Genomic DNA, 16,407 nt, shown 5'->3' with positions numbered 1-16,407 from the left:
TATTATCCCTCAATCCCCTTCGTTTCGGTCCAGAGCAAACCATTCATTTATGATGTAACCTATTTGCCTAGGTTTTTGAAAGGGCAGTGAGTGATCTGCACCCGCAATCGTAAAGTGCTGCCAACCATCCAATTGCTCTTGCAACACATCATAATGTGCACGTAAAGAGTCATGACTTATGCCACCGGAGAAAATCAAGACCTTTTGGGTGTGTTTTAATAATTCTCCTCTTAAATGAGGCTGAGTTACAAAATCATCCACTAAATCTGTCACACAATCTAATGCATATGCAAAACCAAAGGGCCTATGGGCAAGTCGCGTTTGAGTTGTTTTTTCCGCAATAGGATGCTTTCTTCTGTTAGGTGAGACACCATCCATAAAATTTGCAATACCTAATTCAACATCACCTGTTTCACGAATCGTGCTGGAGGCGGCACGGTATTTATTGCGTACTTGTTGCAGCTCTAACAAATCTTCACGCTCTAATGTTGCGGGCTCTAAAAGTGCTATTTTCTCGATTTTTGGCTGACCTTTTTGTACTCTAATCTGATTTAACAGCAGAATCACCAAACCACCTAAAGAGTAGCCAACCATATCAAAATCAAGCCAATTCAAGTCATCAAGTAAATGATCCACATCTTCGGCTAAAGACCTAGCCGTAAACGCTTCTTCTTCACCCGAATGCGATCGACTTTCTCCCATTCCCTTTAAATCAGGAACAAGAATGGTTTGCCAATTTGTTAAATATGGAATCATGCCTTCCCAAGTTAACTCTCCTCCTACACCAGCACCATGTAATAACAGCAAACAAGATCCTTGTTTTGCCTGAGGGTTATGATATAGACGATACGCTAAATGCGTCACTGTTGATTTGATAAAAAAAACTTCTGACACTTGTAATATACCTGTGAGAATTCCAATTATCTCGATACAATACCGAGCTTTACATTTCTTAGGTTTATTATGACAGACATTAGACTGATAAATCTTCCTTACCAAGAAGAATTACTTGAGCTTTTCGAGTGTTTTAACGATCTTCCATTACCTATATTACTAGACAGTAATCATAAGGATTTCGCTGATACTCGTTTTGATATTTTGGTTGCGGACCCGCTCGCCACTTTAAATGCAGATGCATCCTCCCATTCAATAACATGGAAACATGCACCTTTTTATCAAGTTGAAAAAAGCGATTCTCCGTTTGACACGTTAGACACCTTACTCAATTTAGTTTGCGAGGAGTCTTGGGCAAAAAAAGCCGCGACGAAATTGCCTTTTACCGGTGGTGTGATGGGGTATTTTTCTTATGAGAGCGGACGTTATTTAGAAACGCTGCCGAGCAGCGCAATTCAAGATGTTTCCATACCTCAAATATTAGCAGGGTTATATGGGTGGGCCATTATCAGCTTGCATGAAACCAAGGAAACTGTGCTAATGCTAACACCTTGGTGTAATGCTGAAACAGAGTCATTCATACTCGATCGAATAGCAAATAGAAAACACGTTTCTAAAATGCCATTTTCATTAAACTCACGCTTTTCTTCAAACATGTCTGCTGATACTTACACCGAAAAATTCAATCATGTACAGCACTATATTCGGGCAGGCGACTGTTATCAAGTTAACCTCGCGCAACGCTTTAGTGCAAAATGTCATGGAGACAATTTTGAGGCCTATAGAGCTCTTAGAAAAAGTTGCCCTACCCCCTTTTCGGCTTACATAAATATTAGCCTCAATCAGGCCATCTTAAGTCACTCTCCTGAGCGTTTCTTTTTATGTAATAATGGAAAAGTGGAGTCTAAGCCAATAAAAGGAACTAGACCAAGAGGAAGCTCTCAGGACGAAGACCATAAACTGGCACAAGAACTGCTTGACTCAGAGAAAGATCGCGCTGAAAATTTAATGATAGTGGATCTGCTAAGGAATGATATGGGTCGTAGTTGTGTTACAGGCAGCATTAAAGTACCAACGCTTTTTGCCCTTGAAAGCTATGCCAACGTTCATCATCTAGTCTCTACTATTACAGGGCGCATTTCCTCAGCCCAGGAGCATTTTACCGTTTTCAAAAATGGCTTTCCTGGAGGCTCTATTACAGGAGCACCGAAAATTCGCTCTATGGAAATTATAGATGAGCTTGAACCTCATTCAAGATCGGCCTATTGTGGTTCTATTGCGTATTTCAGTAGTAATGGTCAAATGGATTCAAGCATCACCATTCGCACTCTAGTCGTTGATCAAAATAATATTCACTGCTGGGCTGGCGGTGGTTTAGTATTAGATTCGATAAGCCATGAAGAATATCAAGAAACCTTCACAAAAGTAGGCAAATTAACCCATACTTTGGAAGAAAACTTTCATAGAAGTAAATGAAATATGAGTGATGTTAAGCAGTTTTTAAATTCTCCACCATTATCTCCAGATATTGGGCAGATTCGATCTGCTTTAGATCTATATGAATCTAGCCAAATCATGCTTAATCCAGGCGTTAAACTCAATGCAGAAACCAATTTACTCGACTTTAAAACCGCTGCGGTCCTTATTCCTATTTGGAAAGATCACGAGGGCAATCTGCATATATTGCTTACTCAACGAGCCAAGCACTTACGAAATCATCCAGGACAAATTGCTTTTCCTGGTGGCCAATATGATGACGTTGATACGGACCTTATTCAAACAGCACTAAGAGAAACCCACGAGGAAGTTGGATTACCTCCAAATTGTTTCCAATTAATTGGTGAGCTGGGTGATTATCTCACCATTTCTGGCTTTTGTGTAAAACCAATCATAGCGGAAGTGACCACCTTACAAGATATGACGTTGGCTCTTGATGAAGTAGAGTCAGCTCACTGGGTTCCCTTAGATTACCTATTAACTCCTACCAATTACAAATTTACTCGTAGAAACCTGTCCGATATTCATACTGGTTACTTCGAAATTCAATACCAAGATATTACTATTTGGGGTGTTACTGCAGGCATTCTCTATGAGCTATATCAAGCTTTAGACTCCCATATAGCCGCTTCAATCAAAAAGAAATAATGAAATGCATGAGTGTAACTTTATACTTCCATTATAAGGTTAGTGCGCTTTCTTATTTCCTCTCTTTTCAACATCTTGATAGAGTCACATGATTAACGATTAAACTGGAATTTCTTATTTATGGCTCAATTTGATGTAAACGACTTCATTCAGTCCCATGACGTAACAGCGGCAAAGAAAATCATTCGCAGTGCTTTAGATTCTTTTGATAATATCGCTATTTCTTTTAGTGGTGCAGAAGATGTTGTGCTAATTGATTTAGCGGTGAAAGCAAAAAAAATATACACGTGTTTTCTCTTGATACTGGTCGCTTACACCCAGAAACTTACCAATTTATTGACACGGTACGAAAGCATTACAATATACCGATTTCTATATTATCTCCTGAGAAGAATACTCTTGAAGCTTTTACACAAGAAAAAGGCTTGTTTAGTTTTTATGAAGACGGCCATAAAGAATGCTGTGCCATTCGTAAAGTCGCGCCACTTAGACACAAGCTGCATACTCTAGACGCTTGGATTACAGGACAGAGAAAAGATCAAAGCCACGGTACTCGTAACCAGCTGGAAATTGCTGAGTTAGATACTAGCTTTAGCTTAGATGAAAAACCACTTTATAAATTTAATCCTCTTGCTAATTGGAGCTCTGAAGATGTCTGGAACTATATCAAAATGTTTGATGTACCATATAACCCTCTTCATCAAAAAGGCTTTATAAGCATCGGCTGCGAACCTTGTACCCGTGCCGTTTTGCCTAATCAACATGAACGCGAAGGTAGATGGTGGTGGGAAGAAACAGAAAATAAAGAATGTGGTTTACATATAGGTAATCTAATACCGACCAAAAGCCAATAAGTCAGATCATCTGTGAGCAAGAGAAGATATGGGAGAATAGATACTAGGCAGCATCTACTCTCCCATCATTTGATGGCAACTCATCCCAGCTTTTTCTAAACAACCGATACTCTTTCATAACTTTCTGAATGTATCCATAAAGTTGTTCACCCTCTGGTGTCATCTCAATAGATTTACCTTGCCTTACCACAAGCAACCTCTCTAACTCCCTCTCTAATTTTTGAATGTGTTGTGTCACAGCAGGTTGAGTAAGATTTAGTTCCTTAGCGGCAAGTGTAAAACTCTTACATTCGACCAATGTGTTAAATGTATTCAAATGTTGATTATTAAGCATAAGATTTCCTTATAAGAGAGCGCTATTATCCCTAATCTAAAACGATCAAACATTGACCTATATCCATTTTTCATGAAAGATGATAATTATATTGATATATATTCAGCATCGATCGGAGTATTACGATGACAAGCTCATTTCACTTACCATGGCAGGAGCGTCAATCTGGCGTATCTCAATCAAGAGATAACGATCATAGAACACCTTATCAAAGAGATAGAGCTAGAATCATTCATAGCGCAGCCTTTCGTCGCCTACAATCAAAAACCCAGATTCTTGCCATCAGACAAAATGACTATAGCCGAACAAGACTAACGCACTCTTTAGAGGTGTCTCAAATTGGTAGCGGCATTATCCATCAACTCAAATTCGCTTTTTCAGATAATAGCGAACTACAACAATGGCTAGCCGATGAAGCCCTGATGGAGACCATCTGCTTGAGCCATGATATTGGACACCCCCTTTTGGTCATGGAGGAGAAATTGCACTTAACTTTATGATGACTGACCACGGGGGATTTGAAGGTAATGGCCAGTCTCTTAGAATCCTAGGTAAGAGAGGCTCCTATTCACCTACCTATGGTATGGACATTACCAGGCGATCTTTATTAGGTATTCTAAAATACCCTGTCCTACACGATAACCTTGTGGGAAATTACCCTGAGAAGCCTACTAATTACCGACAAATTAAAGCATCCCAGTGGTATCCTCCTAAGTGTGTCTATCAAGAAGAAAGTCAATTACTCGAGTGGGTGCTGGCACCCTTTTCTGATGCAGATAAAAATAAATTGCAACACATTGTTCAAATAGAAGGCAAACGACACGCTAATGCTACTCACTCTAGTTTTGATACCAGCATAATGGATTTAGCTGATGATATTGCCTATGGAGTTCATGATTTAGAGGATGCCATTGTCTTAGGTATGGTTACTAAAGCAATGTGGGAAGAACACCTTCATCCGATACTTAGCCAACTAGAATGTGACTTTTTAGATTCTCAATTAATCACATTAAAAAATAACTTGTTTAGTAAACAGAGCCATTTGCGTAAAGATGCAATAGGACAGCTTGTCAGCTGGTTTATCACTTCTTGCAGAGTGGAAGAAGATCACCACTTTCAACACCCTCTCTTACGCTTTCAGGTTTCGCTACCAAAAGCACAACAAATTGCCTTAAATGCCTTTAAAGATTTCGAGATGAAGCACATCATTTTAAAACCTGAAGTACAAATGCTCGTGTATAAGGGGCAACAAATGATCATGGAAATTTTTGAGGCATTAAGCTCTGATCCAATGCGGTTATTGCCTAGAGAAATCGCAACAGAATGGCATACGATGGAATCTCAGGGGCAAATCAGCCACAGAATTATTTGTGATTACATGGCATCAATGACGGATGATTATGCTAGCAGGCTATACAATAAATTATTTGTGCCGAGCTTAGGATCCGTTTTCGAACCTATGTAAATGAATAAACTCTAGTGGAAATCACCTAACATTCACCCTATAAAATAACCCTTTATTTAAGCCTAAAGCGCTTTACTCAGATACGTTTACCTAAAATAAGCAGATCGTATTGTTTCGAGTCAATCGAGGCGATTTTAGGTAAACGCCCCCATTGTTGATAACCATTTTTGGAAAATAGATTAATGCTTTCAGTGTTATGCCCATAAATACAAGCCACTATGTGGGACACTGAAATACAATCTAAAAAAGCACTTACAAAAGTCAGTGCTTTTGTCGCAAGGCCCTTTCGCTGGTGAGGTTTAGACACGTAAACACTTACCTCTACCGCCCGATCAAAAGCAGGAAGACCATAAAAGTCTTCTACAGCAAACCACGCAACAACTTCCTTTGATAACTCTGCCACCCACATCGGTCGCTTATCGCGAGAAGATTCGAGCCAGTCAATAACAGTAATAAGTGTCACTTCAGAAGTATGTCCGCAGGATTTTCTAGTATGAACAGCATCATTATAAATTTCTAAAATTTCAGGCGCATCGTCTAATTCTGCCACACGGAAAAAAGGCGCGTTAGCAGCACCCTTTTTAGAAAATGTAGTCACCTTTCTGTCACTTGAAGTAACCATTCTAGCCTTGTTCTAATAATCGCCTTAAATCACTCATTGCCGAGTGGGCTCTTGATATATAAGATGCCATCACTAAAGAGTGATTCGCTAATACACCAAAACCACTACCATTTAAGATAATGGGTGACCAAACTGTGCTTTGAGTCGATTCCAACTCACGAATGATCTGTCGTAAACTAACTAAGGCATTCTTATCTTGTAGCGTAAAAACAAAATCTATTTCAATGGCTTTAAGGATATGAATTAAGGCCCAGCTGGCACCACGAGCTTCATAAAAGACATCATCTATTTTAGACCAAGATGTTTTTACTTTTTGCTGATCACCTGAAAGAGTGGACTGTTGAGCATTTGCTTCCCCAGCCAAATCAGTATTTTCTCTCACATTAACAACGCTTGCCGATAAACGTTGAGACAAGCTACCTAGCCGAGTTTCGACATCGGCAAGCCAATTGCGTAAGTTATCCGCACGAGCATAGAACTGTACGTTTTGATCTTCCTTCTTAGCTAAACGATCAAGATACTCAAGTAATTCTTTATTACCACGGCGATATTCGCCTTCACTTGAAGGTAAAGCCCAACTATTTGCATCAAAATTAAACTGCGGTTCAGCGACTTTTAAGTTCTCATCTTCCGTTGACTGAGATTGAGAACGACTAAAATCTTTACGCAACGCTCTTGCCAAATCACGCACTTGAACTAAAACACCAAATTCCCAATTCGGCATATTATCCATAAAAACACCTGGAGGCATGATATCATTACTGATAAAGCCACCAGGCTTATCGAGTAAGGTTTCAACCATGGTGTTAAGAGTACTCGTGGTTGTGTACCCCACAACCAATTTTTTACTATTATTCAGATAACCTCTCGTCTCTGCTCGTTCTTTTGCCACAGACACGACATCAAATGCTTCTGGCTCAGAGCTCCAGTAGATCCCCAAAACAGACAAAAAACAAATAAGAACCACAAGAAGTGCAGCCACCCCTTTTCCTATCCCTGACAAATTGTCTCGATCACTCCAAAATGCTAACTTGCTCAATATACTCGACATATTGTCTATCCTATTGTTGCTTAACTTCAATCATATAACTTGAACGATGAAAAATCATTCCTCTCACTCGAAAGTCAGGAATGCGACTATTGATTATTTGATACAACAACCTTGCTTCTTTATCATTTATCCAATTAATTTCTATCACGGCTTGCTGCACCGCAACTCTATCAATTATTGGCTGTAGCTGCTCAATAATTTCTTCTTCAGATAAAGAAAAAAGTGTTTTTGGCAAAAAGAACGCATTTGGGCTATGTGTTTTTTTCGATATCGTAGCTTTAGAGCCAGAATTAAAGTGACTCGCTCTCATTAGCTTCTTTCTGAAATCTGAAATACGTTTCTGTGTCTCTTCAATCAAAGGGTCATTTGGATTTACTAGATTCGCCAACTCGATGTTTTTTTGAGCCGAATAAAATTGCTGCTTTTGCGCATCTCTCCAAGCAAAATCCGTATAATAAGTCACTATCTGAGCAAGACCATAAATGGCTTGCGCATTACTAGGCTCACGTCCTAAAGCCGCCTGATAATACATATTGGCATTATCCTCTACTGGTGTAAGTAACTTTAGCTGAGAAAGTGCCTTTTCACCTCTTTTGAGTAAATCGGTTAAAATTGGGTCCGCTTTACGCTTTCTTGACTCCTCAATAGACTTATTAGTCGATATAATGTGCTGATCAACCTGAATTGAGTCACTTGATTGGTTCGAAGTATTATAAATAACATCAGCCTTTGTTGTGCCCATCACACTACAACCACTTATAAAAAGTGCGCAAGTTAGCACGGTAAGATATAAACTCTTCAAAATTATCTCTTTTTATTTGAAACTTTAATGTACTGTCCTAGTCTATGACAAGCGTGATTAAAGTTAAGTTAAACATATTTATAATAAGTTGGAATTCATGCGTTTTATTATTGCCGCGTTTTTATTATGTATTACAACCCTTGTACATGCTATCGACCTAAAGCTACCCTTTAGTTCAAATCAAAATACTTTTCTTAATGTTAATCAAGCTTTTCAATTAAGTGTATCAGCACCTGAAAATGGTAAGATTAAAGCAACATGGATTGTCGCAGATGGTTACTATTTATACCAACACCAATTTAAGCTAAAAGGAAAAGATTCAGACAAACTAACCTTTTCCCCTTTTCCGATAGGGGAAGACAAATACGATGTGTATTTTGGTGACGTCGTAGTATATCGTGACCGGCTCATTGCCGAAATAAATTACGACAAGAATTTGCCTGAAGGCACTCTAATACATGCAACGCTTGGTTATCAAGGTTGTGCAGATAAAGGGCTTTGTTACCCGCCACAACTTGAACCGTTTGAATTCGTTGTACCTTTATCTACAAAGAGTGAACACAGCCTTTCGGCTTTAGATGCCTCCCAGATAAAAGCACAAAAACAAAACTCGTTTCCACAAGATACTACAATTAAATTTGCGCCTTCTGAAACATCAATCGTCATAAATGTATTGGAAAACCATTCTTGGATTACCGCTGCAGTGACTTTATTTGGTTTAGGGTTACTGTTGTCTTTAACGCCTTGTGTACTCCCAATGATACCGATTGTATCCGCTATTGTTGTTGGTCATAAGAAAACACCCTTGATCGCATTCTACTATAGTACTCTTTACGTTATCTCAATGGCCTTAACCTATGCCTTAATTGGAGGCCTCGTAGGCTTCTTTGGCCTACAGCTCAATATTCAAGCCTATTTGCAAAACCCTGTTATTTTATTATCAAGCGCAGCTCTCTTTATTCTTCTTGCTTTTGCTATGTTCGGTGTTTACGAACTTAGATTACCCACTTTTATACAAGCTAAACTACAGCCCTCAAACCCTGACACTCAATCCAATAAAAGCCTTGGCGTTGCATTAAGTGCGGTCTTCGCGACATTAGTCGTTTCCCCATGTGTATCCGCACCTCTTGCTGGTGTTTTGCTATTTATTAGTACCCAAGGAGAAACCGCTTACGGTGCATTAATGTTATTTATTATGGCTCTAGGAATGGGAGTTCCTTTATTACTGGTTGGAATGTTTGGTCCATCCATACTACCTCGATCAGGCGAATGGCTGGATGATATAAAGGTGCTGATGGGATTTGGTCTGATTGCTGTATCAATTTGGTTAGTAACACGTTGGATTTCTTTAGATTATCACCTTTATTTATGGGGGCTGCTATCCCTCTCCATCGCCTCCTATTTCTTAAACGCCATTGCTCAAGGAAAAAAACATCCGCTGCGATTTTTACTAACTACCCTTTCCTTATTAATTGGTATTCTATATTTCCTTGGTGGAGCCAATAATAAAAGCGACCTAGTACACCCCCTAAAAGGCATAACCTCAGCGACAAAAGCCAACGTATCCACAATTCAAAAAGAGCTCCCGTTTGCGACTATCACCTCTCTTGATGAACTAACCCTTTTTATTCAATCAAACAAGAGTAACAACATTATTATGCTGGATTTTTATGCCGACTGGTGCATTAGCTGCAAAGTAATCGAGCATGAAATTTTTTACAATGAAGCAGTCCACCCGATGCTGCGACAGTTAAATTTAGTAAGGGTTGATGTTACAAAAAATGATGCTGGTAATCAAAATATCATGCAACGTTTTAACGTTTTTGGGCCTCCGGCTTTAATTTTCTTAACTTCTGAAGGTAAAGAATTAACACAATTTTCATTAATAGGTGAACCTTCTTTAAAAGAAGTAATTGAGAGACTTTCATTCATCACAAAAGAATTCAGTCAATAACAACCAAATACAACGGTTTACTAATGTTTATTTTTAATCAGCAGCAAACAATAAACAGTCTTTTTTCCAACAAAACTAGACAAGTTCTCGCTTTTTATCGATAATTTCAGGTCAAATCACTAAATCTTGGAAATGGAATGGCAAACTTTTTAGTTCTCAATGGGCCAAACTTAAACCTTCTTGGAACTCGCGAGCCGGAAATCTACGGTTACACTACTTTAGATGATATAGAAAAGACGCTTAGAGCAACAACATCAAAAAGAGGGCATTCTCTTGAATTCCTGCAATCTAATGCAGAACACATACTCATAGATACCATACATGGAGCTCGTAATTCTGTAGATTTCATTATCATTAATCCAGCCGCTTTTACCCATACAAGTGTGGCCATACGAGATGCCTTGCTTGGTGTTGATATTCCATTTGCTGAAGTTCACCTTTCAAATGTACACTCACGAGAAACATTTAGGCACCACTCTTATTTTTCCGATGTCGCAAAAGCAGTCATTTGTGGTATGGGCGTCCTTGGCTATGAATATGCCTTGGATTTCGCTATTCAAGAATATGAAAAATCAAACACAAATTAATTAGAATAAAACCCTGTATCGGCAGATAACAGGATACATTGACAATGACAAAAGAGAGTTATTATGGATATTCGTAAGATTAAAAAGTTAATTGAACTAATTGAAGAATCTGATATTTATGAGATTGAGATTAAAGAAGGTGAAGAGTGCGTTCGCATTAACCGCGGTGGCGCACCGGTTCAATATGCACCAGCACCCGTTGCGGCGCCTGCTCCGGCGGCCGCTCCTGTCACAATAGCAACCTCCTCCGTAGAAGCAAGTGCGCCAGCCGAGATTGCGGGTCATGTCGTACCATCACCTATGGTTGGTACCTATTATCGCTCTTCAGCACCAGGCGCAAAACCTTTTATTGAAGTTGGTCAGAAAGTTAAAGTTGGCGATACTATTTGTATCGTTGAAGCGATGAAAATGATGAATCAAATTGAAGCGGATAAAGCCGGTACAATTGGTGCTATCTTAGTTGAAGATGGTCAGCCAGTTGAGTTTGATCAACCACTTATTACTATTGTTTAATCCATCAAATAGGTTCTATCATGCTTGATAAAGTTTTGATTGCAAACCGAGGCGAGATTGCATTACGTATTTTACGTGCATGCAAAGAACTCGGTATAAAAACAGTAGCGGTTCACTCTAAGATTGACCGTGATTTACTGCATGTACGCTTAGCAGATGAGTCCATTTGTATTGGACCAAACCCTTCAGCTCAGAGTTACTTAAACATTCCAGCAATCATTAGTGCGGCCGAAGTGACTGACAGCTCTGCTATTCACCCTGGTTACGGGTTTCTTGCTGAAAATGCAGACTTTGCAGAACAAGTAGAAAATTCTGGTTTCGCATTTATCGGACCAAAAGCGGAAACAATTCGCCTTATGGGAGATAAAGTCTCTGCGATTAAAGCCATGAAAAAAGCTGGAGTGCCAACGGTCCCCGGCTCAAATGGCCCAGTTCCAGCAGACTCGAATGAATGCATAAAAATTGCTAAAGAGATTGGCTACCCAATCATCATTAAAGCGGCTGCAGGTGGTGGTGGTCGAGGTATGCGAGTCGTCCACAGTGAAGCTAGCTTATTAAAATCCATTAGCATCACACAGTCTGAAGCAGGCTCATATTTTGGCGACAGTACGGTTTATATGGAAAAATTCCTTACAAACCCTAGACACGTAGAAGTACAAGTTCTCGCTGATGGACAAGGGAATGCCATTCATCTGTACGATCGAGACTGCTCACTACAACGTCGTCATCAAAAGGTTCTTGAAGAAGCACCCGCTCCACACTTAGACCCGGAAGCTCGCGCAGCCTGCCTTAAAGCCTGTGTAGATGCCTGTATTCAGATAAACTATCGCGGCGCTGGTACATTTGAGTTTTTATATGAAGACGGTGCGTTCTATTTCATTGAAATGAATACCCGTGTACAAGTAGAACACCCTGTAACGGAAATGGTAACAGGCGTAGATATCGTTAAAGAACAACTTCGAATTGCTAGTGGCCTACCACTCTCCATTAAGCAAGAAGACGTTGTTTTAAATGGACATGCTGTAGAATCGCGAATTAATGCAGAAGATCCCAAAACATTTATGCCATGCCCAGGATTGGTAAATTATTTCCATGCACCTGGCGGTATGGGTGTACGAGTTGATTCTCACTTATATAGTGGCTATAACGTTCCTCCCACATATGATTCAATGATTGCAAAAATTATTTGTCATGCACCAACAAGAACAATGGCACTAAAACGATTATCTGTTGCTTTAGACGAAACTTTTATTGATGGAATAAAAACCAATATACCTCTACAGCAAGATTTAGTAGAAGACGCTAATTTCATTGCTGGTGGTGTTAATATTCACTATCTAGAAAAGAAACTTGGATTGTAAGTAAACTCACAGGCTACTCTATTACTTATGGAGTAGCCTTTTATAATTAATTGGATTTTTTATGCCTTGGCTTCAAATACGCACTCACGCTACTCCTGAATATGTCCCTCAATTGGAGGATACGCTACTAGAATGCGGTGCAATGGTCGTTACCTTTGAAGATGTTAATGATGATCCTGTTTATGAACCAGAGTTGAACACAACACCACTATGGAATCATACAAAAATAACAGGGCTATTCGAAGCCGATGCGGATGTGGATTCAATAAAGCCCATCCTAGAAGAAACAGCGAAACGACTTGGCCTTCATTTAGATTTTAAAATTGAGATTTTAGAAGACAAAGATTGGGAACGAGAATGGATGGATAGCTACCACCCTATTCAGTTTGGTGAACGTCTATGGGTATGCCCTAGCTGGAGAGAAGTCCCCGACCCGAAAGCGGTTACCCTAATGCTAGACCCGGGACTTGCGTTTGGCACTGGGACACACCCGACAACAGCACTATGCTTGCAGTGGTTAGATTCTATTGACTGTAATAATAAAACCATTATCGATTACGGCTGCGGCTCCGGTATATTAGGAATCGCCGGCTTGCTACTTGGAGCAAGCAATATGATAGGTATTGATATTGACCCTCAGGCGGTAGAAGCAACTCAAGCTAACGCGGACAGAAACAACATTGATAGTTCTAGACTTGAAGTAAAGCTACCTCCATATGAAAGTGACCTTCAAGCTGAAATCGTGGTTGCCAATATATTAGCAGGACCTCTTGCACAACTAGCTCCAACCATTTCTGAACTTGTTGCACCCGACGGACAACTTGCTTTGTCGGGGATTTTATCCTCTCAATCTAACGAAGTAATCGATGCATATACTCCATGGTTTACAATTGACTCCATTACAGAGCATGAAGAATGGGTTAGGATAGTAGCAACAAAAAATTAATCCGCTCACGACTTTTTTATTTTTCAGACTGGAATCAAGCGCTCAAGTATGTCAGATAGCCTAATTACTCGTTGCCCAAAATGCTCCACCGCGTTTCGCGTGGGAGCTGATATTCTTAGTATGGCAAAAGGAAAGGTGCGTTGCGGCCAATGCTTTCATATCTTCGAAGCTAAGCCCTTAGAAGACAATAAAACGCATCTAAAAGAAGAAAAAACAGCAGAATTCAATCAAGTATCGCAAGCAGAAGTAGAACAAAAAAACCACCCTACGAAGCCTATTTTTTCGGCGGCTGATGACGACTTACCGGTGAGCCCTGAATGGCTTCACACCCTTTTTGATGATGACGACCTATCCCCAATCGATAAAAACAATCATGAAGCGAACTTAAACGTTAAATCTAAAATCGCTATACGAAAAAGTAATCTCGATGAAGGCATAGAGTCCCAGGAAATCGAACTTAGCGCTAAAAATGAGCTCGCACCTTGGGAAAGAGAGTTTGCAGAACTGGAGTCAGAGCACACTACAGATGAATGGCAAGCCCATTCTTTAAAACACGAAAAAAACGATTTGAGTTCAAAGCATCAAAATATATCTCATTCAGCGCCTGCTCAAGTGTATAATGAAAGCATTACTCGACAATCAAATGTCAGTTCACAATCCACTAAAGATGTCTCTGATTTTAAATCCTATACAGAAGAAGCTCCCGAACCGGATTACATGAAAGCGCTACACAGTTTAGCGCAATCAAGTAACAATAAAACGTCCCTCCATGAAAAACAAAATAAGCATTCAACCAATCAGGCAAAAGAAAGTTTAGCGCCTCTTATAAACCAAGAAGAGGTCATAGCAAACCGCCCTCATACTTTTGCTTGGTTTGTAGGAGTCCTGCTTCTATTAGGAGTTCTGCTCTTCCAAGTAGCTTCTCATTTTTTTGAACATGGCAGTAGATCATCTCAGTTTCGACCATTTTACAAAATATTTTGCACCTATACTGGGTGTACACTACCAAACTTTGAAGATATTTCTGCCATTAGTATTCAACACGTTCGCATTCAAAGCCACCCAACTCAAGAAAACGCCTTGTTAGTAAATGCCATTATGACTAACACCAGTAACTATTCACAGACAATGCCAAAAATCTCATTGGAGTTTTTTGATTTAAATGGAGCCCCCGTAGCCGCCAGACTTTTTTCTCCTAATGATTTTTTACATAAAGACTTTTTAGACATTACTTATATGCCTCCAAATACGCCAATCCATATTGTCATTCCAGTATATGACCCAGGGGCACAGGCCGTTACTCACAAGCTAGAAGTCTACTCATCAGACACACAATCATACTAAATTCGACAATTTAACTAAGAAATATGAAAAAGAACAAAAAATAGTCAATTTTTATGCTTGTCAAGACTTCAAAAACGCTCACGGCATAGGTATTATTCACGCCCGCTCGACACGGTTACAGATCTTTAACATACCGAACCCAATAAACAGGAACAACATGGCATACGCTATCGGTCCCTACTCTCTGGACAACCCATTAATTCTTGCCCCTATGGCTGGTGTGACGGATCTCCCCTTTCGTCAATTATGCCACTCTTTAGGAGCGGGTCTTGCTGTGTCAGAAATGGTGACCTCAGATGTGCGCTTATGGAATTCTAATAAAAGTAAACACCGCCTTGTACATGATCTAGAGATATCTCCAAGATCAATACAAATTGCCGGTGGCGATCCAGAAATGATGAGCGAAGCGGCAAAACTTAATGTCTCATTAGGCGCCCAAATTATTGATATTAATATGGGCTGTCCTGCTAAAAAAGTATGCAATAAAGCCGCTGGATCGGCGCTTTTAAAAGATGAAAAGCTTGTTCGCCGTATATTGGAGTCGGTAGTAAACAGTGTTTCAGTTCCCGTGACCTTGAAAATTCGTACTGGATGGAGCCCTGAATCTAAAAATGGTCTAACTATTGCTAAAATGGCGGAAGATATAGGCATCCAAGCCCTAGCTGTACACGGTAGAACGAAAGAATGTCGATTTAAAGGAGAGGTTGAATACGACACAATTGCACGCATAAAGCAAAGCCTTAATATTCCTGTTTTTGCAAACGGAGATATTACCAATGCACATAAAGCGAAGTTTGTGAAAGATTATACTCAAGTAGACGGCATCATGATTGGTCGCGCTGCTCAAGGTAAACCTTGGATTTTTAGAGAGATAAACCATTTTTTACAAACGAATAAAGAACTGTCACCACCGTCGATTCAGGAAATAGCTCAATTGGTTATAGCACATGTTCGAAAACTGCATGATTTCTACGGAGATTATTCTGGTATTCGTATTGCGCGTAAACATGTGGGCTGGTATTTGCAAACACTTGCTGATGATTCCAGTTTTCGCAGTACGTTTAATCGTATTGAGAATACAGAAGAACAGTTAGAAAAATTACATCAATTTTTTACTCAACAGTATCAATAAGTTGGATAAAACTTGCTCTAAAGCGCCTTTCATAGATAAAAAAGTTTTGCTTTTTAAATCATTAAAAGACGCTAAATTTTGGTTAGCTTTAAACTAGAAGGTTATTCTGTGTTAGAACAAACTCACAATCACACGTTTCAAGCCGCTTCATCTGAAGAGTCACAAACCCTACGTGACAATGTAGATAAAGCGTTAAAAAATTATTTTTCCCACCTTGATGGGCAGCCTATTACAGACCTTTACCAATTGGTTTTAGCAGAGGTTGAGGCACCTCTTTTAGAATCGGTAATGAGTTACACAAAAGACAACCAAACCAAAGCGTCAACTATTCTCGGTCTTAACCGTGGAACGTTGCGCAAAAAACTGAAACAATACGGCATGCTATAGAGTTTAAAAAAGGGCG

General features: G+C 39.6%; 18 protein-coding genes. 13 read left to right on the top strand and 5 right to left on the bottom strand.

Translation table 11 applies throughout. From position 1 onward, the window contains the following. Window positions 1-9 precede the first annotated feature (9 nt). Window positions 10-894, bottom strand: coding sequence for an alpha/beta fold hydrolase (locus O1D97_RS15050; protein ID WP_269126891.1), 885 nt, complete (start codon window positions 892-894; stop codon window positions 10-12). 69 nt (window positions 895-963) lie between these two features. On the opposite strand from O1D97_RS15050, the gene pabB reads away from it, so the two are divergent. The 3 genes from pabB (at window position 964) to O1D97_RS15035 (ending at window position 3,893) form a co-directional block, all read left to right on the top strand. After that, the gene (pabB, locus tag O1D97_RS15045; RefSeq protein WP_269126889.1) at window positions 964-2,370 is read left to right on the top strand and encodes an aminodeoxychorismate synthase component I; all 1,407 of its coding nucleotides are present in this window, start codon (window positions 964-966) and stop codon (window positions 2,368-2,370) included. Window positions 2,371-2,373: 3 nt separating this feature from the next. Beyond that, window positions 2,374-3,039, top strand: coding sequence for an NUDIX hydrolase (locus tag O1D97_RS15040; RefSeq protein WP_269126887.1), 666 nt, complete (start codon window positions 2,374-2,376; stop codon window positions 3,037-3,039). A 287-nt stretch (window positions 3,040-3,326) separates the two neighbouring features. Then, window positions 3,327-3,893 carry a phosphoadenylyl-sulfate reductase gene (locus O1D97_RS15035; RefSeq protein WP_428981131.1) on the top strand — a complete coding sequence of 189 codons (567 nt, stop codon included), beginning with the start codon at window positions 3,327-3,329 and terminating at the stop codon, window positions 3,891-3,893. 43 nt (window positions 3,894-3,936) lie between these two features. Here the strand turns inward: O1D97_RS15035 and O1D97_RS15030 are convergent, their stop codons facing one another. Then, window positions 3,937-4,227, bottom strand: a complete 291-nt coding sequence (locus tag O1D97_RS15030) for a LysR family transcriptional regulator (RefSeq protein ID WP_269126885.1) — start codon at window positions 4,225-4,227, stop codon at window positions 3,937-3,939. A 125-nt stretch (window positions 4,228-4,352) separates the two neighbouring features. Here O1D97_RS15030 and O1D97_RS15025 point away from each other — a divergent pair, with 125 nt between their 5' ends. Then, window positions 4,353-4,727 carry an HD domain-containing protein gene (locus O1D97_RS15025; RefSeq protein ID WP_269126883.1) on the top strand — a complete coding sequence of 125 codons (375 nt, stop codon included), beginning with the start codon at window positions 4,353-4,355 and terminating at the stop codon, window positions 4,725-4,727. Next, window positions 4,724-5,692 (top strand): anti-phage deoxyguanosine triphosphatase, encoded by a 969-nt coding sequence (locus tag O1D97_RS15020; RefSeq protein ID WP_269126882.1) that lies wholly within the window; start codon window positions 4,724-4,726, stop codon window positions 5,690-5,692. Before O1D97_RS15025 ends, O1D97_RS15020 begins: the two co-directional genes overlap by 4 nt. Window positions 5,693-5,768: 76 nt before the next feature. On the opposite strand, the gene O1D97_RS15015 is transcribed toward O1D97_RS15020, so the two are convergent. The 3 genes from O1D97_RS15015 to O1D97_RS15005 are packed head-to-tail and all read right to left on the bottom strand — an operon-like array spanning window position 5,769 to window position 8,107. Next, window positions 5,769-6,290 carry a GNAT family N-acetyltransferase gene (locus tag O1D97_RS15015; protein ID WP_269126880.1) on the bottom strand — a complete coding sequence of 174 codons (522 nt, stop codon included), beginning with the start codon at window positions 6,288-6,290 and terminating at the stop codon, window positions 5,769-5,771. A gap of 25 nt (window positions 6,291-6,315) precedes the next feature. After that, window positions 6,316-7,365, bottom strand: a complete 1,050-nt coding sequence (locus O1D97_RS15010; protein ID WP_269126878.1) for a DUF2333 family protein — start codon at window positions 7,363-7,365, stop codon at window positions 6,316-6,318. Window positions 7,366-7,375: 10 nt separating this feature from the next. Further along, window positions 7,376-8,107, bottom strand: coding sequence for a hypothetical protein (locus tag O1D97_RS15005; RefSeq protein ID WP_269126877.1), 732 nt, complete (start codon window positions 8,105-8,107; stop codon window positions 7,376-7,378). 157 nt (window positions 8,108-8,264) lie between these two features. On the opposite strand from O1D97_RS15005, the gene dsbD reads away from it, so the two are divergent. From dsbD to fis, 8 genes are all read left to right on the top strand, one after another. Further along, window positions 8,265-10,121, top strand: a complete 1,857-nt coding sequence (gene dsbD, locus O1D97_RS15000; protein WP_269126875.1) for a protein-disulfide reductase DsbD — start codon at window positions 8,265-8,267, stop codon at window positions 10,119-10,121. Window positions 10,122-10,258: 137 nt separating this feature from the next. Next, window positions 10,259-10,708, top strand: a complete 450-nt coding sequence (gene aroQ / locus O1D97_RS14995; RefSeq protein WP_269126874.1) for a type II 3-dehydroquinate dehydratase — start codon at window positions 10,259-10,261, stop codon at window positions 10,706-10,708. A 63-nt stretch (window positions 10,709-10,771) separates the two neighbouring features. Further along, window positions 10,772-11,221 (top strand): acetyl-CoA carboxylase biotin carboxyl carrier protein, encoded by a 450-nt coding sequence (gene accB / locus O1D97_RS14990; RefSeq protein WP_269126873.1) that lies wholly within the window; start codon window positions 10,772-10,774, stop codon window positions 11,219-11,221. Between the two features lie 20 nt (window positions 11,222-11,241). Further along, on the top strand, window positions 11,242-12,582 hold the full coding sequence (gene accC, locus O1D97_RS14985; protein WP_269126871.1) for an acetyl-CoA carboxylase biotin carboxylase subunit: 1,341 nt from the start codon (window positions 11,242-11,244) through the stop codon (window positions 12,580-12,582). Window positions 12,583-12,643: 61 nt separating this feature from the next. Further along, window positions 12,644-13,528 (top strand): 50S ribosomal protein L11 methyltransferase, encoded by an 885-nt coding sequence (prmA, locus tag O1D97_RS14980; protein ID WP_269126869.1) that lies wholly within the window; start codon window positions 12,644-12,646, stop codon window positions 13,526-13,528. A gap of 48 nt (window positions 13,529-13,576) precedes the next feature. Beyond that, entirely contained in the window at window positions 13,577-14,872 is a 1,296-nt protein-coding gene (locus O1D97_RS14975) for a zinc-ribbon and DUF3426 domain-containing protein (RefSeq protein ID WP_269126867.1), read from the top strand. Between the two features lie 157 nt (window positions 14,873-15,029). Then, window positions 15,030-16,004, top strand: coding sequence for a tRNA dihydrouridine synthase DusB (gene dusB / locus O1D97_RS14970; protein WP_269126866.1), 975 nt, complete (start codon window positions 15,030-15,032; stop codon window positions 16,002-16,004). A gap of 108 nt (window positions 16,005-16,112) precedes the next feature. Further along, window positions 16,113-16,391 carry a DNA-binding transcriptional regulator Fis gene (gene fis / locus O1D97_RS14965; protein ID WP_191602910.1) on the top strand — a complete coding sequence of 93 codons (279 nt, stop codon included), beginning with the start codon at window positions 16,113-16,115 and terminating at the stop codon, window positions 16,389-16,391. Window positions 16,392-16,407: the final 16 nt, after the last annotated feature.

It is taken from the genome of Marinomonas phaeophyticola (genome assembly GCF_026966905.1).
GTDB classification, from domain to species: Bacteria; Pseudomonadota; Gammaproteobacteria; order Pseudomonadales; family Marinomonadaceae; genus Marinomonas; species Marinomonas phaeophyticola.
This window is presented reverse-complemented; position numbering and strand designations above follow the sequence as displayed.

Coding starts and splice junctions, on each gene's coding strand:
- accC (WP_269126871.1), top strand. CDS start 11,242: ATGCTTGATAAAGTTTTGATTGCAAACCGAGGCGAGATTGCATTACGT.
- O1D97_RS15005 (WP_269126877.1), bottom strand. CDS start 8,107: ATGGGCACAACAAAGGCTGATGTTATTTATAATACTTCGAACCAATCA.
- O1D97_RS14975 (WP_269126867.1), top strand. CDS start 13,577: ATGTCAGATAGCCTAATTACTCGTTGCCCAAAATGCTCCACCGCGTTT.
- O1D97_RS15040 (WP_269126887.1), top strand. CDS start 2,374: ATGAGTGATGTTAAGCAGTTTTTAAATTCTCCACCATTATCTCCAGAT.
- aroQ (WP_269126874.1), top strand. CDS start 10,259: ATGGCAAACTTTTTAGTTCTCAATGGGCCAAACTTAAACCTTCTTGGA.
- O1D97_RS15010 (WP_269126878.1), bottom strand. CDS start 7,365: ATGTCGAGTATATTGAGCAAGTTAGCATTTTGGAGTGATCGAGACAAT.
- O1D97_RS15030 (WP_269126885.1), bottom strand. CDS start 4,227: ATGCTTAATAATCAACATTTGAATACATTTAACACATTGGTCGAATGT.
- accB (WP_269126873.1), top strand. CDS start 10,772: ATGGATATTCGTAAGATTAAAAAGTTAATTGAACTAATTGAAGAATCT.
- prmA (WP_269126869.1), top strand. CDS start 12,644: ATGCCTTGGCTTCAAATACGCACTCACGCTACTCCTGAATATGTCCCT.
- dusB (WP_269126866.1), top strand. CDS start 15,030: ATGGCATACGCTATCGGTCCCTACTCTCTGGACAACCCATTAATTCTT.
- dsbD (WP_269126875.1), top strand. CDS start 8,265: ATGCGTTTTATTATTGCCGCGTTTTTATTATGTATTACAACCCTTGTA.
- O1D97_RS15020 (WP_269126882.1), top strand. CDS start 4,724: ATGATGACTGACCACGGGGGATTTGAAGGTAATGGCCAGTCTCTTAGA.
- O1D97_RS15025 (WP_269126883.1), top strand. CDS start 4,353: ATGACAAGCTCATTTCACTTACCATGGCAGGAGCGTCAATCTGGCGTA.
- pabB (WP_269126889.1), top strand. CDS start 964: ATGACAGACATTAGACTGATAAATCTTCCTTACCAAGAAGAATTACTT.